Origin of the sequence: Nonomuraea sp. NPDC050783 (genome assembly GCF_040802095.1) — a bacterium.
GTDB lineage: Bacteria > Actinomycetota > Actinomycetes > Streptosporangiales > Streptosporangiaceae > Nonomuraea.
Map to the genome: position 1 here is coordinate 225,960 of NZ_JBFAHK010000006.1, position 15,709 is coordinate 241,668.

18 protein-coding genes are annotated in these 15,709 nt (G+C 75.6%); 12 read left to right on the forward strand and 6 right to left on the reverse strand.

Annotation, left to right across the window (positions count from 1 at the left end; translation table 11 throughout):
* The first annotated feature begins 14 nt into the window (after positions 1-14).
* Both AB0H75_RS18495 and AB0H75_RS18500 read left to right on the forward strand, forming a co-directional pair.
* Complete coding sequence (locus tag AB0H75_RS18495; RefSeq protein ID WP_367797546.1) at positions 15-572, forward strand: MarR family winged helix-turn-helix transcriptional regulator; 558 nt, start codon at positions 15-17, stop codon at positions 570-572.
* Positions 569-952: a hypothetical protein gene (locus AB0H75_RS18500; protein ID WP_367797548.1), complete on the forward strand. Its 384-nt coding sequence runs from the start codon at positions 569-571 to the stop codon at positions 950-952. The genes AB0H75_RS18495 and AB0H75_RS18500 overlap by 4 nt, the downstream gene beginning before the upstream one ends.
* A gap of 290 nt (positions 953-1,242) precedes the next feature.
* Here the strand turns inward: AB0H75_RS18500 and AB0H75_RS18505 are convergent, their stop codons facing one another.
* Together AB0H75_RS18505 and AB0H75_RS18510 are read right to left on the reverse strand one after the other, a co-directional pair.
* Positions 1,243-1,932, reverse strand: coding sequence for a copper resistance protein CopC (locus AB0H75_RS18505; RefSeq protein WP_367797550.1), 690 nt, complete (start codon positions 1,930-1,932; stop codon positions 1,243-1,245).
* A 78-nt stretch (positions 1,933-2,010) separates the two neighbouring features.
* Positions 2,011-2,583 carry a hypothetical protein gene (locus AB0H75_RS18510; RefSeq protein ID WP_367797552.1) on the reverse strand — a complete coding sequence of 191 codons (573 nt, stop codon included), beginning with the start codon at positions 2,581-2,583 and terminating at the stop codon, positions 2,011-2,013.
* A gap of 424 nt (positions 2,584-3,007) precedes the next feature.
* On the opposite strand from AB0H75_RS18510, the gene AB0H75_RS18515 reads away from it, so the two are divergent.
* From AB0H75_RS18515 to AB0H75_RS18525, 3 genes are all read left to right on the forward strand, one after another.
* Positions 3,008-3,256, forward strand: a complete 249-nt coding sequence (locus AB0H75_RS18515) for a hypothetical protein (protein ID WP_367797554.1) — start codon at positions 3,008-3,010, stop codon at positions 3,254-3,256.
* 68 nt (positions 3,257-3,324) lie between these two features.
* A complete protein-coding gene (locus tag AB0H75_RS18520) occupies positions 3,325-3,951 on the forward strand; it encodes a TetR/AcrR family transcriptional regulator (RefSeq protein WP_367797556.1) in 627 nt (208 codons plus the stop codon).
* Positions 3,952-3,986: 35 nt separating this feature from the next.
* Entirely contained in the window at positions 3,987-5,357 is a 1,371-nt protein-coding gene (locus AB0H75_RS18525; protein WP_367797558.1) for a hypothetical protein, read from the forward strand.
* A gap of 28 nt (positions 5,358-5,385) precedes the next feature.
* Here AB0H75_RS18525 and AB0H75_RS18530 read toward each other — a convergent pair whose 3' ends face one another.
* Together AB0H75_RS18530 and AB0H75_RS18535 are read right to left on the reverse strand one after the other, a co-directional pair.
* Positions 5,386-5,691 (reverse strand): hypothetical protein, encoded by a 306-nt coding sequence (locus AB0H75_RS18530; RefSeq protein ID WP_367797560.1) that lies wholly within the window; start codon positions 5,689-5,691, stop codon positions 5,386-5,388.
* Between the two features lie 89 nt (positions 5,692-5,780).
* A complete protein-coding gene (locus AB0H75_RS18535; RefSeq protein WP_367797562.1) occupies positions 5,781-6,158 on the reverse strand; it encodes a hypothetical protein in 378 nt (125 codons plus the stop codon).
* 125 nt (positions 6,159-6,283) lie between these two features.
* Here AB0H75_RS18535 and AB0H75_RS18540 point away from each other — a divergent pair, with 125 nt between their 5' ends.
* The 6 genes from AB0H75_RS18540 (at position 6,284) to AB0H75_RS18565 (ending at position 12,989) form a co-directional block, all read left to right on the forward strand.
* Positions 6,284-8,044, forward strand: a complete 1,761-nt coding sequence (locus AB0H75_RS18540; protein ID WP_367797564.1) for a SpoIIE family protein phosphatase — start codon at positions 6,284-6,286, stop codon at positions 8,042-8,044.
* 151 nt (positions 8,045-8,195) lie between these two features.
* Positions 8,196-9,068 carry an ABC transporter ATP-binding protein gene (locus AB0H75_RS18545; protein ID WP_367797566.1) on the forward strand — a complete coding sequence of 291 codons (873 nt, stop codon included), beginning with the start codon at positions 8,196-8,198 and terminating at the stop codon, positions 9,066-9,068.
* 129 nt (positions 9,069-9,197) lie between these two features.
* Positions 9,198-9,509: an STAS domain-containing protein gene (locus AB0H75_RS18550; protein WP_367797568.1), complete on the forward strand. Its 312-nt coding sequence runs from the start codon at positions 9,198-9,200 to the stop codon at positions 9,507-9,509.
* Complete coding sequence (locus AB0H75_RS18555) at positions 9,509-11,446, forward strand: PP2C family protein-serine/threonine phosphatase (RefSeq protein ID WP_367797570.1); 1,938 nt, start codon at positions 9,509-9,511, stop codon at positions 11,444-11,446. Before AB0H75_RS18550 ends, AB0H75_RS18555 begins: the two co-directional genes overlap by 1 nt.
* The gene (locus tag AB0H75_RS18560) at positions 11,443-11,853 is read left to right on the forward strand and encodes an ATP-binding protein (protein ID WP_367797572.1); all 411 of its coding nucleotides are present in this window, start codon (positions 11,443-11,445) and stop codon (positions 11,851-11,853) included. The genes AB0H75_RS18555 and AB0H75_RS18560 overlap by 4 nt, the downstream gene beginning before the upstream one ends.
* A gap of 149 nt (positions 11,854-12,002) precedes the next feature.
* Complete coding sequence (locus AB0H75_RS18565; protein ID WP_367797574.1) at positions 12,003-12,989, forward strand: SDR family NAD(P)-dependent oxidoreductase; 987 nt, start codon at positions 12,003-12,005, stop codon at positions 12,987-12,989.
* Between the two features lie 122 nt (positions 12,990-13,111).
* Here AB0H75_RS18565 and AB0H75_RS18570 read toward each other — a convergent pair whose 3' ends face one another.
* Both AB0H75_RS18570 and AB0H75_RS18575 read right to left on the reverse strand, forming a co-directional pair.
* Entirely contained in the window at positions 13,112-13,768 is a 657-nt protein-coding gene (locus AB0H75_RS18570) for a helix-turn-helix domain-containing protein (RefSeq protein WP_367797576.1), read from the reverse strand.
* 39 nt (positions 13,769-13,807) lie between these two features.
* Entirely contained in the window at positions 13,808-14,569 is a 762-nt protein-coding gene (locus tag AB0H75_RS18575; protein ID WP_367797578.1) for an HAD family hydrolase, read from the reverse strand.
* A gap of 187 nt (positions 14,570-14,756) precedes the next feature.
* On the opposite strand from AB0H75_RS18575, the gene AB0H75_RS18580 reads away from it, so the two are divergent.
* Positions 14,757-15,644, forward strand: coding sequence for a hypothetical protein (locus tag AB0H75_RS18580; protein ID WP_367797580.1), 888 nt, complete (start codon positions 14,757-14,759; stop codon positions 15,642-15,644).
* Positions 15,645-15,709 lie beyond the last annotated feature (65 nt).

Sequence of the window (15,709 nt, forward strand, 5' to 3'; positions counted from 1 at the left end):
TCTCCGTTCTTACTATGAAGGATGTACATAACTACGAGCGTGACCCCGACGGCTTCCACTACGACCCCCGCACCAGAGCGGCCATGACCCGGCTCGCCGGAGGTGGCGACGACCTGCCCGCCTTCGAGGCCGGCGCCGCCGTCCGCACCGCCTACCACGCCGTCGAGCGCATGCGCGCCCACGGCTCCGAGGGGCGGGGGGTCAGCGCGGGCGCCCTCGACGTGCTGATCAGGCTCAGCACCGCCGGCGAGCGCATCAGCATCGGCGGGCTCGCCCGCGCCGCCGGGGTCAGCTCCCGCAACGTCACCGGCCTGGTGGACACGCTCGAACGCGACGGGCTCGTCCGCCGCGTCCCCGACCCGGACGACAGGCGCTCGGTCCTCGCCGAGATCACCCCCGCCGGGCGGGCGTGGATCGAGGCGTTCCGCGAGCCGTCGCGGCGGGCGATGCGCGCGCTGTTCCACGGCTTCACCGCCGAGGAGCTGAACGTCCTGCGCGACCTGTGCCTGCGCCTGGCCGCCAACCAGCGCCGCCTCGCCGACCACCTGAGCCGGAACGAGGCCCGCCCGTGACCGCGACCACCGCCCAGGACCGCACCCGGCGGGCCGTCCGCGGTTACCACGAGGCCCGCTTCCGGGGCGACGTGCCCGCGGCCGCGGCGTACGTGGGCGAGCCCTTCCACTTCGAGAGCCCGTTCCTCAGCTCCGGCGACCGCGAGGGGCACCTGGCCACGCTGCCGGGCTTCGTGTCGATCGTGACCGGCGTCGAGCTGATCAGCGAGCTGTACGGCGAGGACGAGGCCACGCTCGTGTACGACGTGCACACCGCCACCCCGGCCGGCACGCAGCGCACCGCCGAGCACTTCCGCCTGCGCGACGGCAGGATCACCTCGATCATCCTGGTGTTCGACGCCACGCCCTGGCAGCCGATGAGGGCCCACATCGAGCCGTGAGCGGCGCGGCGACGCCACGAACGCGCCGAGGGGAACAATCGCCGGGCCCCGGCTGTTGGAACCATCGTGGCCGGTGTGCCCAGTGTCCCCGGGCCTCACCTTCTGCCTTCGCGGACTACCGTTCGGCTGGAGCCGCGTTGCGCCTTTCGCCGCGAGGCGACACGCACACCGGTACGCACACGTTGAGCCGAGGCCCCGCCGTCCAGCCGGACGGCGGGGCCTCGGTCGTGTCCGGCTGTCGTGTCCGGCTGTCACGCCTGGCCGGCACGCCCGGCTGTCACGCCCGGCTGTCACGCCTGGCCGGAGGTGTCCCGGCCGGTGGAGCGGCGCCGTCCGGCGACGACGACGGCCACGCCGCCCGCCACGACCAGCGCGCCGACCACGATCAGGGCGACGGGCACGCCGCCCGAGCCCGTGCCGTCCGCCGACGCGGCGGCCGGGGTGGCCGGGCCGTCCGGGGTGGCCGGGCCGTCCGTGGCGGACGCCGGTGCCGCCGGCGACGGGGGCGCGCTCTGCGACGGGGGCGCGCTCTGCGGCGGGGTGGCCCCGGCCGGGGTCTCGGTGGCTGGGGTCTCGGTGGTCGTCGGCTCGGGAGCGGGGGCCTTGAGGGTGAAGGTCAGCTCCTTGGCGACGGGGTGGCCGTCCGCCGAGATGACCCGGAAGGCGATCCGGTAGCGGCCGTCGGGCAGGCCGGGCTTGAGGGCCTGCGTCACGGTGTCGCCCTTGACCCGGGGCTCGCCGTCGGCCGCCTTCGCGCCGCCGGGGCCGGTGACGACGACCGCGGTGTACTTGGGGTTGATGTCCTCGGTGAAGACCAGCTCGATGCCCGCCGGAGGCTCCTTCACGGTGGAGCCGTCCTTGGGATCGCTGGACTTGAGCCCGGCGTGGGCGAGGGCGGCGGGCCCGACGCCGGCGACGGCCGCCAGCACGAGCGCCGCGAGGGCGAGGGAACGGATGATCCAGGACCGTTGAGCAGTCACGGTGAACCTCTGCGGAGGTGAGAAGGGGTGTCAGGTCGTGGCGCCGCGTGCGCGCGGAGAACGGCCGCCGACGGGACGTCAGGCGGCGCGCGCGGGTCCGGCCGGCGGCGGGCCGCGCCTGGACGGCTGGTGCCGCAGCGGCGCCGGGTGCGGGAGCGCCGGCGGCTCGGACGGCACGGCGGCCGGCTCGTACCCGGCCGGAACGGCGAGGGGCAGCAGGACGGGGCGCAGCCGCACGGCCAGGCGGCGCAGCAGCGACCACAGCAGGGTCTCGCCGTGCGAGAGCCAGAGCGCGCCGAGCGCGACCGCCCAGCCGTGCATGGCCAGCATGCCGGCGTCGGGCACCAGCCCGAGATGCGGGTGCTGGGCGTGCCCGGCCGCCTCCGCCACGGCGTCCGCGGCGGAGAACAGCAGGTGCAGCGCCGCCTGCGTGCCCGCCAGCGTGGCGACGATCACGGCCAGGGGACGCTCGCGCCCGGCCAGCAGGTACGCGGGCAGGAAGCAGACGGCGAGGGCCGCCACCGCCGACGCCACGGGCACCGACCCGCCCGCGACGACGTGCGCCGCGTTGCCCAGGAAGAACGCCACCGCCGCGAACACCCCGGCGCGCCACGCCCGCAACGGCGGGCGGGCGGAGGCGGCGGCGGGCATGCCGGCATCATCGCACAACGGACCACGACCGGCCGGCCGGTCGCGATCCCACCGGCGGCTGGTACGCGGCCCCGGGATGCCGGCGGCGGAGGGCCCGGCCGGAGGTCGTCCTCCCGCGGGACACGCGCCAGGCGCTCGGCCGCCGTGGCGCCGGAGCCCGGGAACGCGGCGACGGGCGCGTCCGGGGAGGGTTTGTGCCCGCCGGATGTAAGGAAACGTACGCGCGGGATGACGATCCTCCGCCGCCGCCCCGCGCTCGCGCGGAGCCCGGCTTTGCGCGGGGCATACTGCGACTTGGCGCGTTCCAGAACGTGCTGGGGTGGCGACGGGCGCGGGAGTGCCGGGTGTGACCGGTCGTGTCCTGGGCAAAAGCCCCTGGTTCGAAAGCTCGTCCGTGACGCCGTCGAAAGGTCGAAAGGCTGCCATGACCCCCGACCAGCCCCTTCTCTGCCCGCTCTGCCAGGGTGTGCTCCTCGCCACCCACAGCAGCGCCTACACGCCGGCCCGCAGCCGGCTGATCCTCACGAACGGCTACTGCCGGGGCCATCGCGCCGAGGCCCGGCCGGCTCCCGCCCCCGAGCAGCAGCCCGCGCCGCCCGCGCCCGTCCCCTCGGCGCCCGTCCCTTCGGGGACCGTGCCCGTGCACCGGCCGACGCGGGTGGTGGCCTCCTGATCCCGCCGGACACCACCCGATAGAAACTTCCTGTTGATGGAAGTTTCTATCGGGTGTACATTCGCGGCGTGCAGGAATCGCGACGCGAACGGAAGAAGCGCGAGACCCGGCAGCGCATCGTCATGGCGGCGCTCCGGCTGATCGAGGAGCAGGGCTACGAGGAGACCACGGTGGCGCAGATCGCCGCCGCGGCCGACGTGGACCCCAAAACGTTCTTCAACTACTTCCGCAGCAAGGACGAGGTGCTGTTCGTCGACACCGAACGGGACTTCGACGTCCTGCTGCGCGCCATCGCCGCGCGCCGGCCCGAGGAGAGCCCGGGCCAGGTGCTGGCGCGCATGATCGGCGAGTACGCCGCCCACCGCCGCCCTCGGGTGTCCGCCAGGGAGCCCGAGGAGCTGTCCACGGTGGCCCGGGTGGTCCTCAGCACCCCCGCGCTCCAGGCCAAGGGCCTTTACATGCTGCTCGACCTGCAACAACGCATCGCCGACGAGCTGCTGAAGGCGTTTCCAGGACGGCTGGACCCGATCACCGCCGCGGCGATGACGGGTGCCCTGCTGGGCGCCGTCCAGCAGGCGGGCCTGGCGAGCGTCCGGCTCGGTCGCTCGCAGGACGAGCTGTGGGAAGCCGCCAGGCACGGCCTCGACGTCGCCCTGCACGGGCTGCTCTCGATCGAGAACGGCGACGGCAGATGAGCGATCCCGCCCGGCGGAGGAAGGACCGTACCGTCATGGAGAAGGAGAGCTCGCGCGAGCTCGCCCGCGACGCGCGTGCCGCGGTGAAGGAAGGCCCGGAGGGCATCGCCCGGCGGCAGCGTGCCCGCCTGGCCGGGATCGTGGCGTACGCCCGCGCGCACTCGCCCTTGTACCGCGAGCTGTACCAGGGCCTGCCGGACCGGGTGGAGGACCCGGCGCTGCTCCCGGTCACCGACAAGGAGCGGCTGATGTCCCGCTTCGACGACTGGGCCACCGACCGCGAGGTGACGCTGGAGCGCGTCCAGGAGTTCGTGGCCGACCCCGCCCGGGTGGGCGAGCGCTTCCTCGGGCGCCATCTGGTCGTCACGACCTCCGGCACCAGCGGCCTGCGCGGCCTGTTCGTGGTGGACGAGCGCACGCTGGCCGTGACCGGCGCGCTCGGCGGGCGGGCCAGAAGCGGCCTGGGGGGCCGCGACCTGCTGCGCGTCCTGGTCCGGGGCGGTCGCACCGCGATCGTCACCGCCCCCGGCGGGCACTTCTCCACCGTGGCCACGGTCGAGCGGTTCCGCCGGGACCATCCGCGGCTGGCCTGGATGATGCGGGTCCTCTCCGTCAACCAGCCGTTGCCCGACCTGGTCGCCCAGCTCAACCGCTACGACCCGGCGAGCCTCGCCGGCTTCCTCAGCCTGCTCACGCTGCTGGCCGCCGAGCAGGAGGCGGGCCGCCTGCGGATCCGTCCCGCGATGATCATCCCGGGCGGGGAGACCGCGACCCCGGAAGCGCTGGAACGGCTCGCCACGGCCTTCCGCGCCCAGGTCCGCCCCGCCTACGCCGCCTCCGAGTGCGGCTTCCTCAGCTTCGCCTGCGCGCACGGCTGGTATCACGTCAACAGCGACTGGGCGGTGGTCGAGCCGGTGGACGACCGCCACCGGCCGGTGCCGCCGGGCGAGCCGTCGCACACGGTGCTGGTGAGCAACCTCGCCAACCGGATCCAGCCCATCCTCCGCTACGACCTCGGCGACAGCGTCCTGCTGCGGCCCGACCCCTGCCCGTGCGGCAACCCGCTCCCCGCCCTCAGGGTGCGAGGGCGCGCCGCCGACCTGCTCACCTTCCCCGGCGGGAACGGCGAGCCGGTGAGCCTGTCGCCGATGTTGTTCGGCACCCTGCTCGACCGCACGCCCGGCGTCGAGCAGTACCAGATCGTCCAGACGGCGCCCGCCACCCTGCGCGTCCGCCTGCGCCCCGCCGACGACGGCCTCTGGCGGCGCGTCCAGGAGGAGCTCGGCCGCCTGCTCGCCGAGCACGCCGCCGGCGAGATCACCCTCGAACGCGGCGAGGAGCCGCCGCAGCGGTCGTCCGGCGGCAAGTTCCGCCGGGTCGTCCCGCTGGCCGGGCGGCGGGCGTGACGACCCGCCACGGCGCCGCCCGGACGGGTCAGGCGGCCTCGTGGCGGCCCTGGCCGGTCTCGGTGCACCCGTCGCAGCGGCGGCGTTGCGGACGCCGCCGCAGCTGCTCGAACGGGATCAGCGCACCACAGCGCAGGCAGGTGCCGTAGCACCCGCGGTCCATGCGTTCCAGGGCCTCCTCGACGGCGGCCGTCCGCCGCCGTGCCGCCCGGGCGTCACGCAGGCGCGTGGCGGCGGCGAGCTGCTCGTGCAGCAGGGCGCGCAGGTCCTCCAGCCGCGCCAGGTGCTGGTCGTAGTGCCGCATGAGGTCATGAAGGGATCCGGTGCCGGCCATGACGAAGATCGGCTCCTCGGGAAGACGATGAGGGAAGGCCACGTCCCGCCGTCGCGGGTGGCCAAGGGGAAAGAGGAAGCGGAGACCGGTCAGGCCGACGGCGGGCCGCGCGACCCCGCGGCGCAGTGCCCCAGCTGCTGGGGGTCGCGGAGGGCCACCGGTTCGAGGCGCGTCCCGGGCAGCAGCGCCAGGTGGGGCGCCGCGGCGGCGTGCCGGTCGGCGCGCTGCGGCGGCCACGGGGACGGCAGGTGGTGCTCGCGGGAGGTGAGGTTCTGGGTCGGCGGCAGGCTCGACAGTCGGGCGTCCAGGCCGTCCGGGGTCCAGCCGGAGTGGGAGCCGGCGACCGGAGACCGGCCGGCGGCGGAGCCGGCGTTCGTGCAGAACACCAGCACCAGGGAAAGCAGAACCAGGCCCATCACGCCGAGCCGCGCGAAGGACCCGCGTCGCACGCGCTGCGGTCCCGCCATACCGGTGACCATAGCCCAGACAGCACCAAAAGGCATGTACATCCACAGGCGCGGCGGGAGTGATGGTAAAGACGCGCAGGGTAGGAGCGGAGGAGAATCGGAGGAGGAACGAGGGAGAACCGGCCATGGAGCGCGGCGACGGGGAGGGCCCGCTGGGCGTGGGGGTGACGGGCGGGCCGGACCGGTGCCTGCCCCAGCTCCTCGACGCCGGCGTGTACGTGGTCGACGAGCAGGGGCTCATCGTCGAGGTCAACGCCGGGGCCGAGCTGCTGCTCGGCCGCCCGGCCGCCGAGCTGGTCGGCCACGACGCCCACGACCTGCTGCACCGCGGCAGCCGCGGGGAGCCGCTGCCGCGCATCCGGTGCCTGATGAAGGAGTCCTTCCTCACGGGCCGCACCCTGCAGGGCGAGCACGGGTGGTTCGAGCGCGGCGACGGCTCCCTGCTGGCGGTGGCCTGGACGATCGCGCCCTGCGCGCTCAGCCCGGAGCGGAGGGGCGCGCTGGTGCTCTTCCACGAGATCGATCCGGCCGCCCCAGCCGGCGGGCGGCGGCGCGAGGCCGAGGCGTCGATACCGGAGCTCGACCGGCTGGCCCTGCTGGCGGAGACCACCACCACGCTCACCGCCACCCTCGACGTCGAGGAGATCCTGCGCAGGCTCGTCCGGCTGGTGGTGCCGCTGCTGGCCGACTGGGTGGTGATCGACCTGCTCACCGAGGGGGGCGGGGTGACGCGGCAGGTCGTGGTGCACCACGAGGGCGGCGTCCTGGCCCACCGGGAGGAGCTGGAGGGGCCGATGCCGCCCGTGCCGGAGGAGTCGTCGATGCCGCTGTCGCGGGCGCTGCGCGGCGTCAGCGCGACGCTGGCGGGCCCCGAGACCTACCGGGGGCGTCCCGACTCCGGCATCGCGGTGGTCCAGCGGGAGCTGTTCGACGCGACCGGCATGCACTCGGCGTGCATCGCGCCGGTCCGCGGCGTGCGCGAGGTGGTCGGGGCGCTGACCATCGGGCGCGCCGCCAGGCCCGGCGCGTTCACCCCGGCCGACCTGCTGCTGGTCGAGGACATCGCCCGCCGCGCGGGGCTGGCCCTCGACAACGCCCGCCTGTACGAGCGGCAGCGGCGGGTCGCCGAGACCATGCAGCGCCACCTGCTGCCGCAGCTCCCCGCGGTGCCCGGACTGCGGATGAGCGCCTGCTACCGGCCCGCGCCCCGCGCCTCGCAGGTCGGCGGCGACTGGTACGACGCCTTCGCCCTGCCCGACGGCGCCACCGGCCTGGTGATCGGCGACGTGGTGGGCCACGACCTCGACGCCGCGGCGGGCATGGCCCAGGTCTGCAACATGCTGCGCGCCTACGCCGGCGACCGGGAGGAGCCGCCCCACGTCATCCTGGACCGGCTGGACCAGGCCATGTCGCGCATGGCCCAGCCGGTGATGGCCACCGTGCTCTTCGCCCGGCTGGAGCCCGCGGAGCCCACAGGGTCCGCGGGGCTCACAGGGTCCACGGAGCCCACAGGGTCCGCAGGGTCCGGCCACTGGCTGCTGCGCTGGACCAACGCCGGCCACCTGCCGCCGCTGCTGGTGGAGCGCGACGGGCAGAGCCGCTTCCTGGAAGCCGGGCACGGGCTGCTGCTGGGCACCGGCCTGCCGGCGCGGCGGCCGGACGCCACCGTGCGGCTGCCGCCCCGCTCCACACTGCTGTTCTACACCGACGGGCTGGTGGAGTCGCCCCGCCGCATCCTGGACGAGGGGATGGCCAAGCTGCGCCGCTACGCCGCCGCGCTGGCGCACCGGCCCCTGGACGCCTTCTGCGACCTGCTGCTCAAGAGCGTGCGTCCCGCCGACAACGACGACGACGTCGCGATGCTCGTGCTGCGCCTGCCCGGCTGACCGTCGACCGGCACACCTCGCCAATTCATCAGATGTCTGAGGTTTGCGCTATCGTGGTTCCGGCCTTCGTGGGAGGGAGCGCAGTGAACGAGTCGACCGCACCGCGACCGGGGCCGGACGTGCCCGGCGGGCCGGCCCGATGAGCGGCGTCGTGTCCAGGCCCGCCGACGACGGGCCCGTCCTGCGGGTGGAGGGCGTGGACCTCGTACGGGACGGGCGGCACCTGCTGCGCTCGATCTCCCTGACCGTCCGCGCCGGCGAGCACTGGGCGCTGCTCGGCGCCAACGGCGCGGGCAAGAGCACCCTGCTCGGCCTGCTCGGCGCGGTCAACCATCCCACGCGCGGCGTGGTCCAGGTGCTCGGCCGCACCCTGGGCCGGGTGGACCTGCGCGAGCTGCGCACCTACCTCGGGCACGTCAACCCGCGCCACGCGCCGGACGGGCCGCTGCGCGCCCGCGAGGTCGTCCTGACCGGCCTGACCAACACCGCCGCGCTCGTCCCCCGCTGGGCGCCCTCCCCGGAGGAGGCCGGGCGGGCCGACCGGCTGCTCGCGCTGCTCGGCGTGAGCGGCCGCGCCGAGGCGTCCTGGGACACCCTGTCGCAGGGCGAGCGCGGGCGCGCCCTGATCGCCCGCGCGCTCATGCCGCGCCCCCGCCTCCTGCTGCTCGACGAGCCGGCCACCGGTCTCGACCTCGCCGCCCGCGAGCAGCTCCTGGCGAGCATCGACGCGCTGCGCGCCGGCAACCCCTCGCTGGCCACCGTCCTGGTCACCCACCACCTGGAGGAGCTGCCGGCCACCACCACGCACGCCATGCTGCTGCGCGGCGGCGAATGCCTGGCGGCGGGCGCCGTGGCCGGCGTCCTGACCACCGAGCTGGTCAGCGCCTGCTTCGGCCACCCGGTACGGATCGCCCGCAGCGAGGACGGCCGCTGGAGCGCCCGCGCCGCCCTCGTGGTCGGCCCGCTGGCCGGCCCGCTGGTCGGGGCGGGCACCGGCGGGCCGTCCGGTGAGGAGTCCCCCTGACAGGACGCAGCGCTTGCGGAAGAATACGCATGGTGCAACCCGTGTGAGACGCGGAGACGCGGATGTCGGACAGGTCATGGCGTTCATGCCGGTTACACGTCTCGAACGGTATCGGAGGGGGTAACCGCCATGCATGAGGCGTCGGTCGACAGCGGTGACGACGGTGCGCTGCGCGTGACACTGCGCGGCGAGATCGACTTCACGAACTCGGCCGAGATCCACAAGATCATCACGGACGCGGTCGCCCAGCGGCGCCCCGAGGTGGTGCGGGTCGACCTGGCCGAGGTGACGTTCATCGACTCCACGGGCATCGGCGTGCTCGTGGACGCCATGCGGGTCGCCACGGCGGCACAGGCGGGCTTCCGCGTGGAGAACCCCACCCGCAGGATGCTCGACCAACTGCGCACCACGGGGCTGCTGAACGCGTTCGGCCTCGAATGATGGACCCGCTGGAGGGATACCGCAGCAGGCTGGCCGACCTGGACGCCCGCCTCGCGCGGGCGCGCTCGCACCCGGAGGTGCTGCTGGCGCGGGCCAGCGGGCTGCTGGCCGGGCGGGCCGGCTGCCGGGTGGGGGAGGCCCACGCCTACCTGGTGCGCCTGGCCGCCGAGCGGCGGCGGCCCGTCGAGGAGCTGGCCGCGGAGCTGCTGGCCGCGATGGAGGGCATGCCCCCGGCCGGCGAGCCGGCGCTCGCCGCCACGGTGGAGGCGGCCCTGCCCACCCTGCCCACCCCGCCGGGCCCTCTCGGCCACCTCGCCCCGCCGCCGCCGGAGCCCCCGCCGTCGCGGCAGGCGTGGGTCGAGTCCGTACGCCAGGTCCTCGGCGCCCTGCCCGACCGGCACGTGCTGCTCCTGCCGCTGCACGACGCGGCCGGCCGGGTCACCGACTACGTCCTGGCCGCCGCCAGCCCGTCCGTGGAGGACCTGTCGGGCCGCCGCGGCACCGAGCTGACCGGCCGCAGGATGAGCGAGATCTACCCCACGGTCGTCAACGGCCCGATCTGGGACGCCTGGCTGCGGACCCTGCGCGACGGCCGGCCGCGCGAGGTCGGCCCCGTCCCCTACGCCAGCACGGCCGAGCGGGCGCCGGCCGACATCCTGCTCACCGTCCGGGTGTGGCCGGTCGGCGGCGGGCTGCTCAACAGCTGGGTCCGCCACGACGAGGAGACCCGGCTGGCCGAGCGCGTCGCCCACACCGAGCGCCTGGGCAACCTGGGCTGGGGCGAATGGGACCTGGTCACCGGCAAGGTCATCTGGTCGGAGGGGCTCTACCAGATCTACGAGCGCGACCCCGCGGCCGGGCCGCTGCCCCGGGAGGAGACCGAGGCCATGGTCCTGCCCGACGACGTGCCCCTGCGCAGGCAGGCGGCCGAGGCGTTCGGCCGGGGCGAGACCGTCGACATGACCCACCGCATCCAGGTGGCGGGCCGCGTCAAGCACGTCCGGATGGTCGTGGACGCGGTGCGCGACCTCGCGGGCAGCCCGGTGAAGGTGTACGGCATCGTCCAGGACGTCACCGCCCGCGAGACCGGCCGCCTGCGCCTCGACGAGGTCGAGGCGCAGCTGCGCGAGCACCGGCGCATCCTGGCCGCCGAGCACGAGCTGGCCGGGCGGCTCCAGCAGATCGTGCTGCCGGTGCCGGACGAGCCGATCGACCTGCCCGGCCTGCGCGTCGCGATCCGCTACCTGCCGGCCGAGCAGGCCAGCCGGGTCGGCGGCGACTGGTACCACGCCGCGCCCGCCGGCGACGGCGTCCTGCTCGCCGTCGGCGACGTGGCCGGGCACGGCATCGAGGCGGCCGCGGCCATGGCCCAGCTCCGCCACGCGATGGCGGCGCTGTCCGTCACCACCACCGACGATCCGGGCGAGCTGCTCACGGCGCTCAACCGGCTGCTGTTCGCCGGTCACGTCGCCGGCCACCCCGCCGGCCCGTCCAGGGGCCGGGTGCCCGTGACGGCCACCGCCGTGGTGGCCCGCTACGAGCCGGCCACCGGCCGCCTGGTGTGGGCGCGGGCCGGCCATCCGGCGCCGCTGCTGGCCCGCGCCGGCGTCACCGTCGAGCTGGACCCGCCGCCCGGCCCCCTGCTCGGCGCCTTCCCCGACGCCTCCTACCCGACCACCGTCACCCCGCTGGGTCCCCGCGACGTCCTGCTCCTCTACACCGATGGGCTGGTGGAGCAGCGCCGCAGGACCCTCGACGAAGGGCTCGTCCCCGTGCTGGCCGTCCTCAACCGCATCACCGCCGAGCCGACCCCCCACCCCCTGGCCGACCTGCTGGGCCTGCTCGACCACGCCAACCCGCACGACGACACGTGCATCCTGGCCGCCCGCCGGCTGGGCCCCGACGAGGGCGGCCAGCTGCCGGGCGGTGCGTGGTGACCGGCCGCCGCTCCCCGGAGCCGCGGCCCCGGCCGGGCGCCGGGCCCCTGCTGGCGTGCGAGTTCGACCACGGCACCCTCGTCAGGGTCAGGCACGAGGTGGAGCGCGTCTGCCGCCTGTGGGGCCTGGCCGACCTGACCCTCTACCGCTTCGTCGTCGCCGTCAACGAGATCACCACCAACGCGGTGCGGCACGGCGGCGGGCACGGCCACCTGCGCCTGTGGGAGCAGGGCAGGCGGCTCTACTGCCGCGTCCTCGACCAGGGGCCGGGCGGCGCCGCCGAGCCCCGGCTGCCGCCGCCGGAGCACCCCCGGGGCCGGGGCCTGTGGCTGGCCAGGAACAACGTGGAACGCTTCACCCTGCACTCCGACGCCCACGGCACGACCATCGTGCTGGAGACGTCATGAGCCGGCCGGCCGGCCGCGCTGCCGCACCAGCGGCAGGTAGACCTCCTCGACGATCTCGACCGGCACGTCGTCGGGGACGGTAGGCACGCCGCTGGCGCAGGGCAAGCCGGTCGCGATACGAGCGCGACGAGGCCGGCCAGGCCGCGTACGTGCGCGAGCTGCTGGAGATCTTCGACGCCGAGGGCGTGGACAGCGCGTTCGTGTTCGTCCTGGCGCTCCACGACCACGTGCACCGCCCGGACGGCGACCCCCGAGCTGCCCTGGGAGCCGAAGGAGGCCGTCGCCGCCGGCTACGGCCGGGGGCGAGGTGCGGGCGGGCTCTGGCGGGTAGGGGGCCAGGCATGCGCAACGAACAGGGAACGGCCCTGGTGACGGGGGCCTCGTCGGGCATCGGGGCGGAGTACGCCGCCCGGCTGAGCGCCCGCGGCTGGAACACCCTGCTGGTGGCCAGGCGGGAGCGGCGGCTGGACGACCTGGCCCGGCGGCTGCGGGCGGAGCACGGCACCACGGTGGAGACCCTGGTCGCCGACCTGTCCGTGCCCGGGGACCTGGCACGGGTGGCCGAGCGGGCCGGCGAGGCCGGCTTCCTGGTCAACAACGCGGGCATCAACGGCTACGGGCCCTTCGCCCGGCTCGACCCGCTCCTCATGGCCAAGGTCCTGAACCTCAACGTCGTCGCGCTCACCACCCTGACCAGGGCCGCCGTGCCGGCCATGCTGGAGCGGGGCCGCGGCGTCGTGGTCAACGTGGCCTCGCAGCTCGCCTTCGCCGCCTCGCTGCCGCCGCACCCGCTGCCGGAGCGGGCCGTGTACGCCGGCACCAAGGGCTACGCGGTCACCTTCACCCGTACCCTCGCGGCCGAGCTGGCCGGGAGCCCGCTGCGCGTGCAGGTGCTGTGCCCCGGGCTGACCGCGACCGAGTTCCACTTGACCAGGGGCGAGGAGCCGGTGCCCGGGGACGCGCCGGCGGTGCACGCGGACGGCGGCATGCCGGTGGAGCAGGTGGTGGACGCCTCCCTGGCCGCGCTGGACGCGGACGACGGCCAGGTGGTCTGCGTGCCCGGCCTGCGCGGGCGCGGCCCGGTCGAGGACCTGGTGGCGGCCGAGGCGGCCCTCAGGAAGGCCGCCCGCCGGTGACCGCGAGGGCCGCCCGCCGGTGACCGCCCGCCGGTGACCGCCTGCCGGTGACCGCGAGGGCAGCCCGCCGGTGACCGTGAGGGCCGCCTGCCGGTGGCCGCCTGCTGGTGGCCCTCCGCCGGTCACACGCCGTGGATGCGCCGCCCGGTGATCCGGTGCGGGACGATCCTGATGTAGAGGTGGCGCTCGCCGCCCGCCCACGGGGTGACCCCCGCCCCGGACACCCCGGCGACCTCCTCCTCGGGCACGTGGTGCGCCGCCCCCTGCACCAGCACGCTCCACCCCTCGCGGTTGGTCTCGTCGATGCGGTCCACCTCGAAGGCGATCTCGATCTCGACGCCGCGCACCCCGGTCCGCAGGTCATGGTCGAGCGGCCCGCCGTGGGCGGTGCGGATGACGATCGCGCCCTCGTGCACCTTGAAGTTGACCGGCAGCACCGTCGGCCCGTACGAGCCGCTGAACGCCACCCGCCCGATCCCGCCCGGCCGGATCAGCCGCCGGCACTCCTCCTCGTCCAGCACCTCCAGCGACGGATGCGCCATGGCCGGGCCGCGCCCGGGAGGCCGCTCCCTGCCGCCGCCCAGCAGCTCGTCCATCGTGGTCCCCAGGGCGTCGGCCAGCCGGTGCAGCGTGCCGGTGTCCGGCACGTCGGCGTGCTCCTCCAGGTACGCCACGTAGCCCGGCGACATGTCGGCGCGCCCGGCGACCTGCTCGCGGGTCAGGCCGAGGCGTTCGCGATGGTGGATCAGGCGTCGTCCGAGATCGCCGGTTCCGGTCATGATGGCTCCCCCCGTCAAGAGGCACGTCGCGGACGGCCGTCACCGGCCCACCGGCACGCGCCCCGTCACGCTCGCCTCGGCCAGGTCGCCGACCACGGCGTCCGCCCCGGCCGCCCGCAGCTCCGCCGACCGGGACCCGCCTCGGTCCACGGCCAGCACCAGCCCGAAGCCGCCCCCGCGGCCCGCCCTCACGCCCGGCAGCGCGTCCTCCACGACCGCCACCTCGGCCGGCGGCAGCTCCAGGCGGCGCGCCGCCTCCAGGAACAACGCCGGGTCCGGCGGGCCCGGCAGCCCCAGCTCGGCCGCGTCACCGCCGTCCACCAGTACGTCGAACAGGTGCATCAGGCCCGCCGCGGCCACCACCGCGCGGCCGTGCCTGCTGGCCGACACCACCGCCGTGCGGCAGCCGCGCCGCCGCAGCTCGTGCAGCAGCGCCACGGCCGAGGGGAACGCGGCCACGCCGTGCTCCCGGATCTCCCGGACGAACAACGCGTCCTTGGCCTGGCCGATGCCCCACACCGTCTCCCGGCCAGGTTCGCCGCCGGGCCCGCCCTCCGGCAGGGTGATGCCGCGCGAGGCGAGGAACGTGCGCACGCCGTCCAGCCGGGGCCGCCCGTCCACATGGGTCAGGTAGTCGGCGCGCACGTCGAACGGGGTGCCGCCCCGGGCGCGCAGGAAACGGTCGAGAACGTGCTTCCACGCCGCCGCGTGCACCCGGGCGGTGTCGGTGACCACGCCGTCGGCGTCGAGGACGACCGCGCGCAGCCCGTCGAGATCGAGGATGGCGTCGTTGGCAACCATGACTGGACGCTACCCGCGACAGCCCCGCCCAGCCATGCCGTACGGCTGGGACGACGCCGCCGGCCAGACCGATCCGGTTCGCCGGCCCCTCTCCGACCTGCTCAAAGGTGCGAGGCTGATGGAGGATGACAGCGGGTAGGTCCTGTGAACGGCAGGCCGTGAGCTCCCACCTCCAGGAGGCATCGACATGACTGTACGTACCGGGCGCGCCGTGGTCCTGATGATCGCGCTGGGGGTGGCCGCGGCGGGTTGCGGCGGCGGGCCGCGCGGGGCCTCGCCCTCCGGCGGCTCGCCCACGGCAGGCCCGCCCACCAGCAGCTCGCCCGACGGCGGCGCTCCGACCAGCGGCCCGCCCGCCGACGACTCGCCCGCGCCGCCCGCGTCCTCGGAAGCCGCCTCGCCCCCGCAGACCGCCCCGGCCCCGGAGACCGCCGCGCCCCCCGCGTCGTCCCGCGGCCTCGTCGCGGGGCGCTACCAGCCGCTGTGGCCGTTCGCCACCGAGGCGGAGGCGGACGCGTGGCGCCGCGGCCACCGCGCGGGCGGCCGCGACGCCTGGCACCTCGACCCGGCCAGGACCGCGGTGCGCTTCGCCCGCGACCACCTCGGCTTCACCGAGATCGACCGCGCGGTGAAGACCGTCCGCGACGGCTCCCACGCCCGCGTGCACGTCGGCCTGACCGGCGAGGGGAGCGCCCGCCCGATGATCGCCGCCGTCGTCCACCTGGTCCGCTTCGGCGCGGGCGGCGACGCCCCCTGGGAGGTGGTCGGCACCGACGACACCACCTTCTCCCTCACCACGCCCGGGTACGGCGCCTCCGTCGACTCCCCGCTGACCGTCGGCGGCCGCATCACCGGCGTGGACGAGAGCATCCGCGTCCAGGTACGCCGCCCGGGCGGCGGCAAGGCGCTCGGCGAGCGCTGCTGCGTGAGCGCGGGCGGCGAGAAGGCCCGCTGGTCGGCCAAGGTCTCCTTCACCCCGGTGCCGCGCACGACGCTGACCGTCGTGGCCTCCACCGGCGGCCACGTCGCCGAGGTGGAGCGCTTCGCCGTGACGGGCGTGACCGTCGCGCCCTAGACGGCACCCGCGCGGGCCCCGGCCCGTCCGATAATTGACCAGCCACTGATTCCGCGACCGGGGGA

Coding starts and splice junctions, on each gene's coding strand:
- AB0H75_RS18495 (WP_367797546.1), top strand. CDS start 15: ATGAAGGATGTACATAACTACGAGCGTGACCCCGACGGCTTCCACTAC.
- AB0H75_RS18510 (WP_367797552.1), bottom strand. CDS start 2,583: ATGCCCGCCGCCGCCTCCGCCCGCCCGCCGTTGCGGGCGTGGCGCGCC.
- AB0H75_RS18515 (WP_367797554.1), top strand. CDS start 3,008: ATGACCCCCGACCAGCCCCTTCTCTGCCCGCTCTGCCAGGGTGTGCTC.
- AB0H75_RS18525 (WP_367797558.1), top strand. CDS start 3,987: ATGGAGAAGGAGAGCTCGCGCGAGCTCGCCCGCGACGCGCGTGCCGCG.
- AB0H75_RS18530 (WP_367797560.1), bottom strand. CDS start 5,691: ATGGCCGGCACCGGATCCCTTCATGACCTCATGCGGCACTACGACCAG.
- AB0H75_RS18535 (WP_367797562.1), bottom strand. CDS start 6,158: ATGGCGGGACCGCAGCGCGTGCGACGCGGGTCCTTCGCGCGGCTCGGC.
- AB0H75_RS18540 (WP_367797564.1), top strand. CDS start 6,284: ATGGAGCGCGGCGACGGGGAGGGCCCGCTGGGCGTGGGGGTGACGGGC.
- AB0H75_RS18550 (WP_367797568.1), top strand. CDS start 9,198: ATGCATGAGGCGTCGGTCGACAGCGGTGACGACGGTGCGCTGCGCGTG.
- AB0H75_RS18555 (WP_367797570.1), top strand. CDS start 9,509: ATGGACCCGCTGGAGGGATACCGCAGCAGGCTGGCCGACCTGGACGCC.
- AB0H75_RS18570 (WP_367797576.1), bottom strand. CDS start 13,768: ATGACCGGAACCGGCGATCTCGGACGACGCCTGATCCACCATCGCGAA.
- AB0H75_RS18575 (WP_367797578.1), bottom strand. CDS start 14,569: ATGGTTGCCAACGACGCCATCCTCGATCTCGACGGGCTGCGCGCGGTC.
- AB0H75_RS18580 (WP_367797580.1), top strand. CDS start 14,757: ATGACTGTACGTACCGGGCGCGCCGTGGTCCTGATGATCGCGCTGGGG.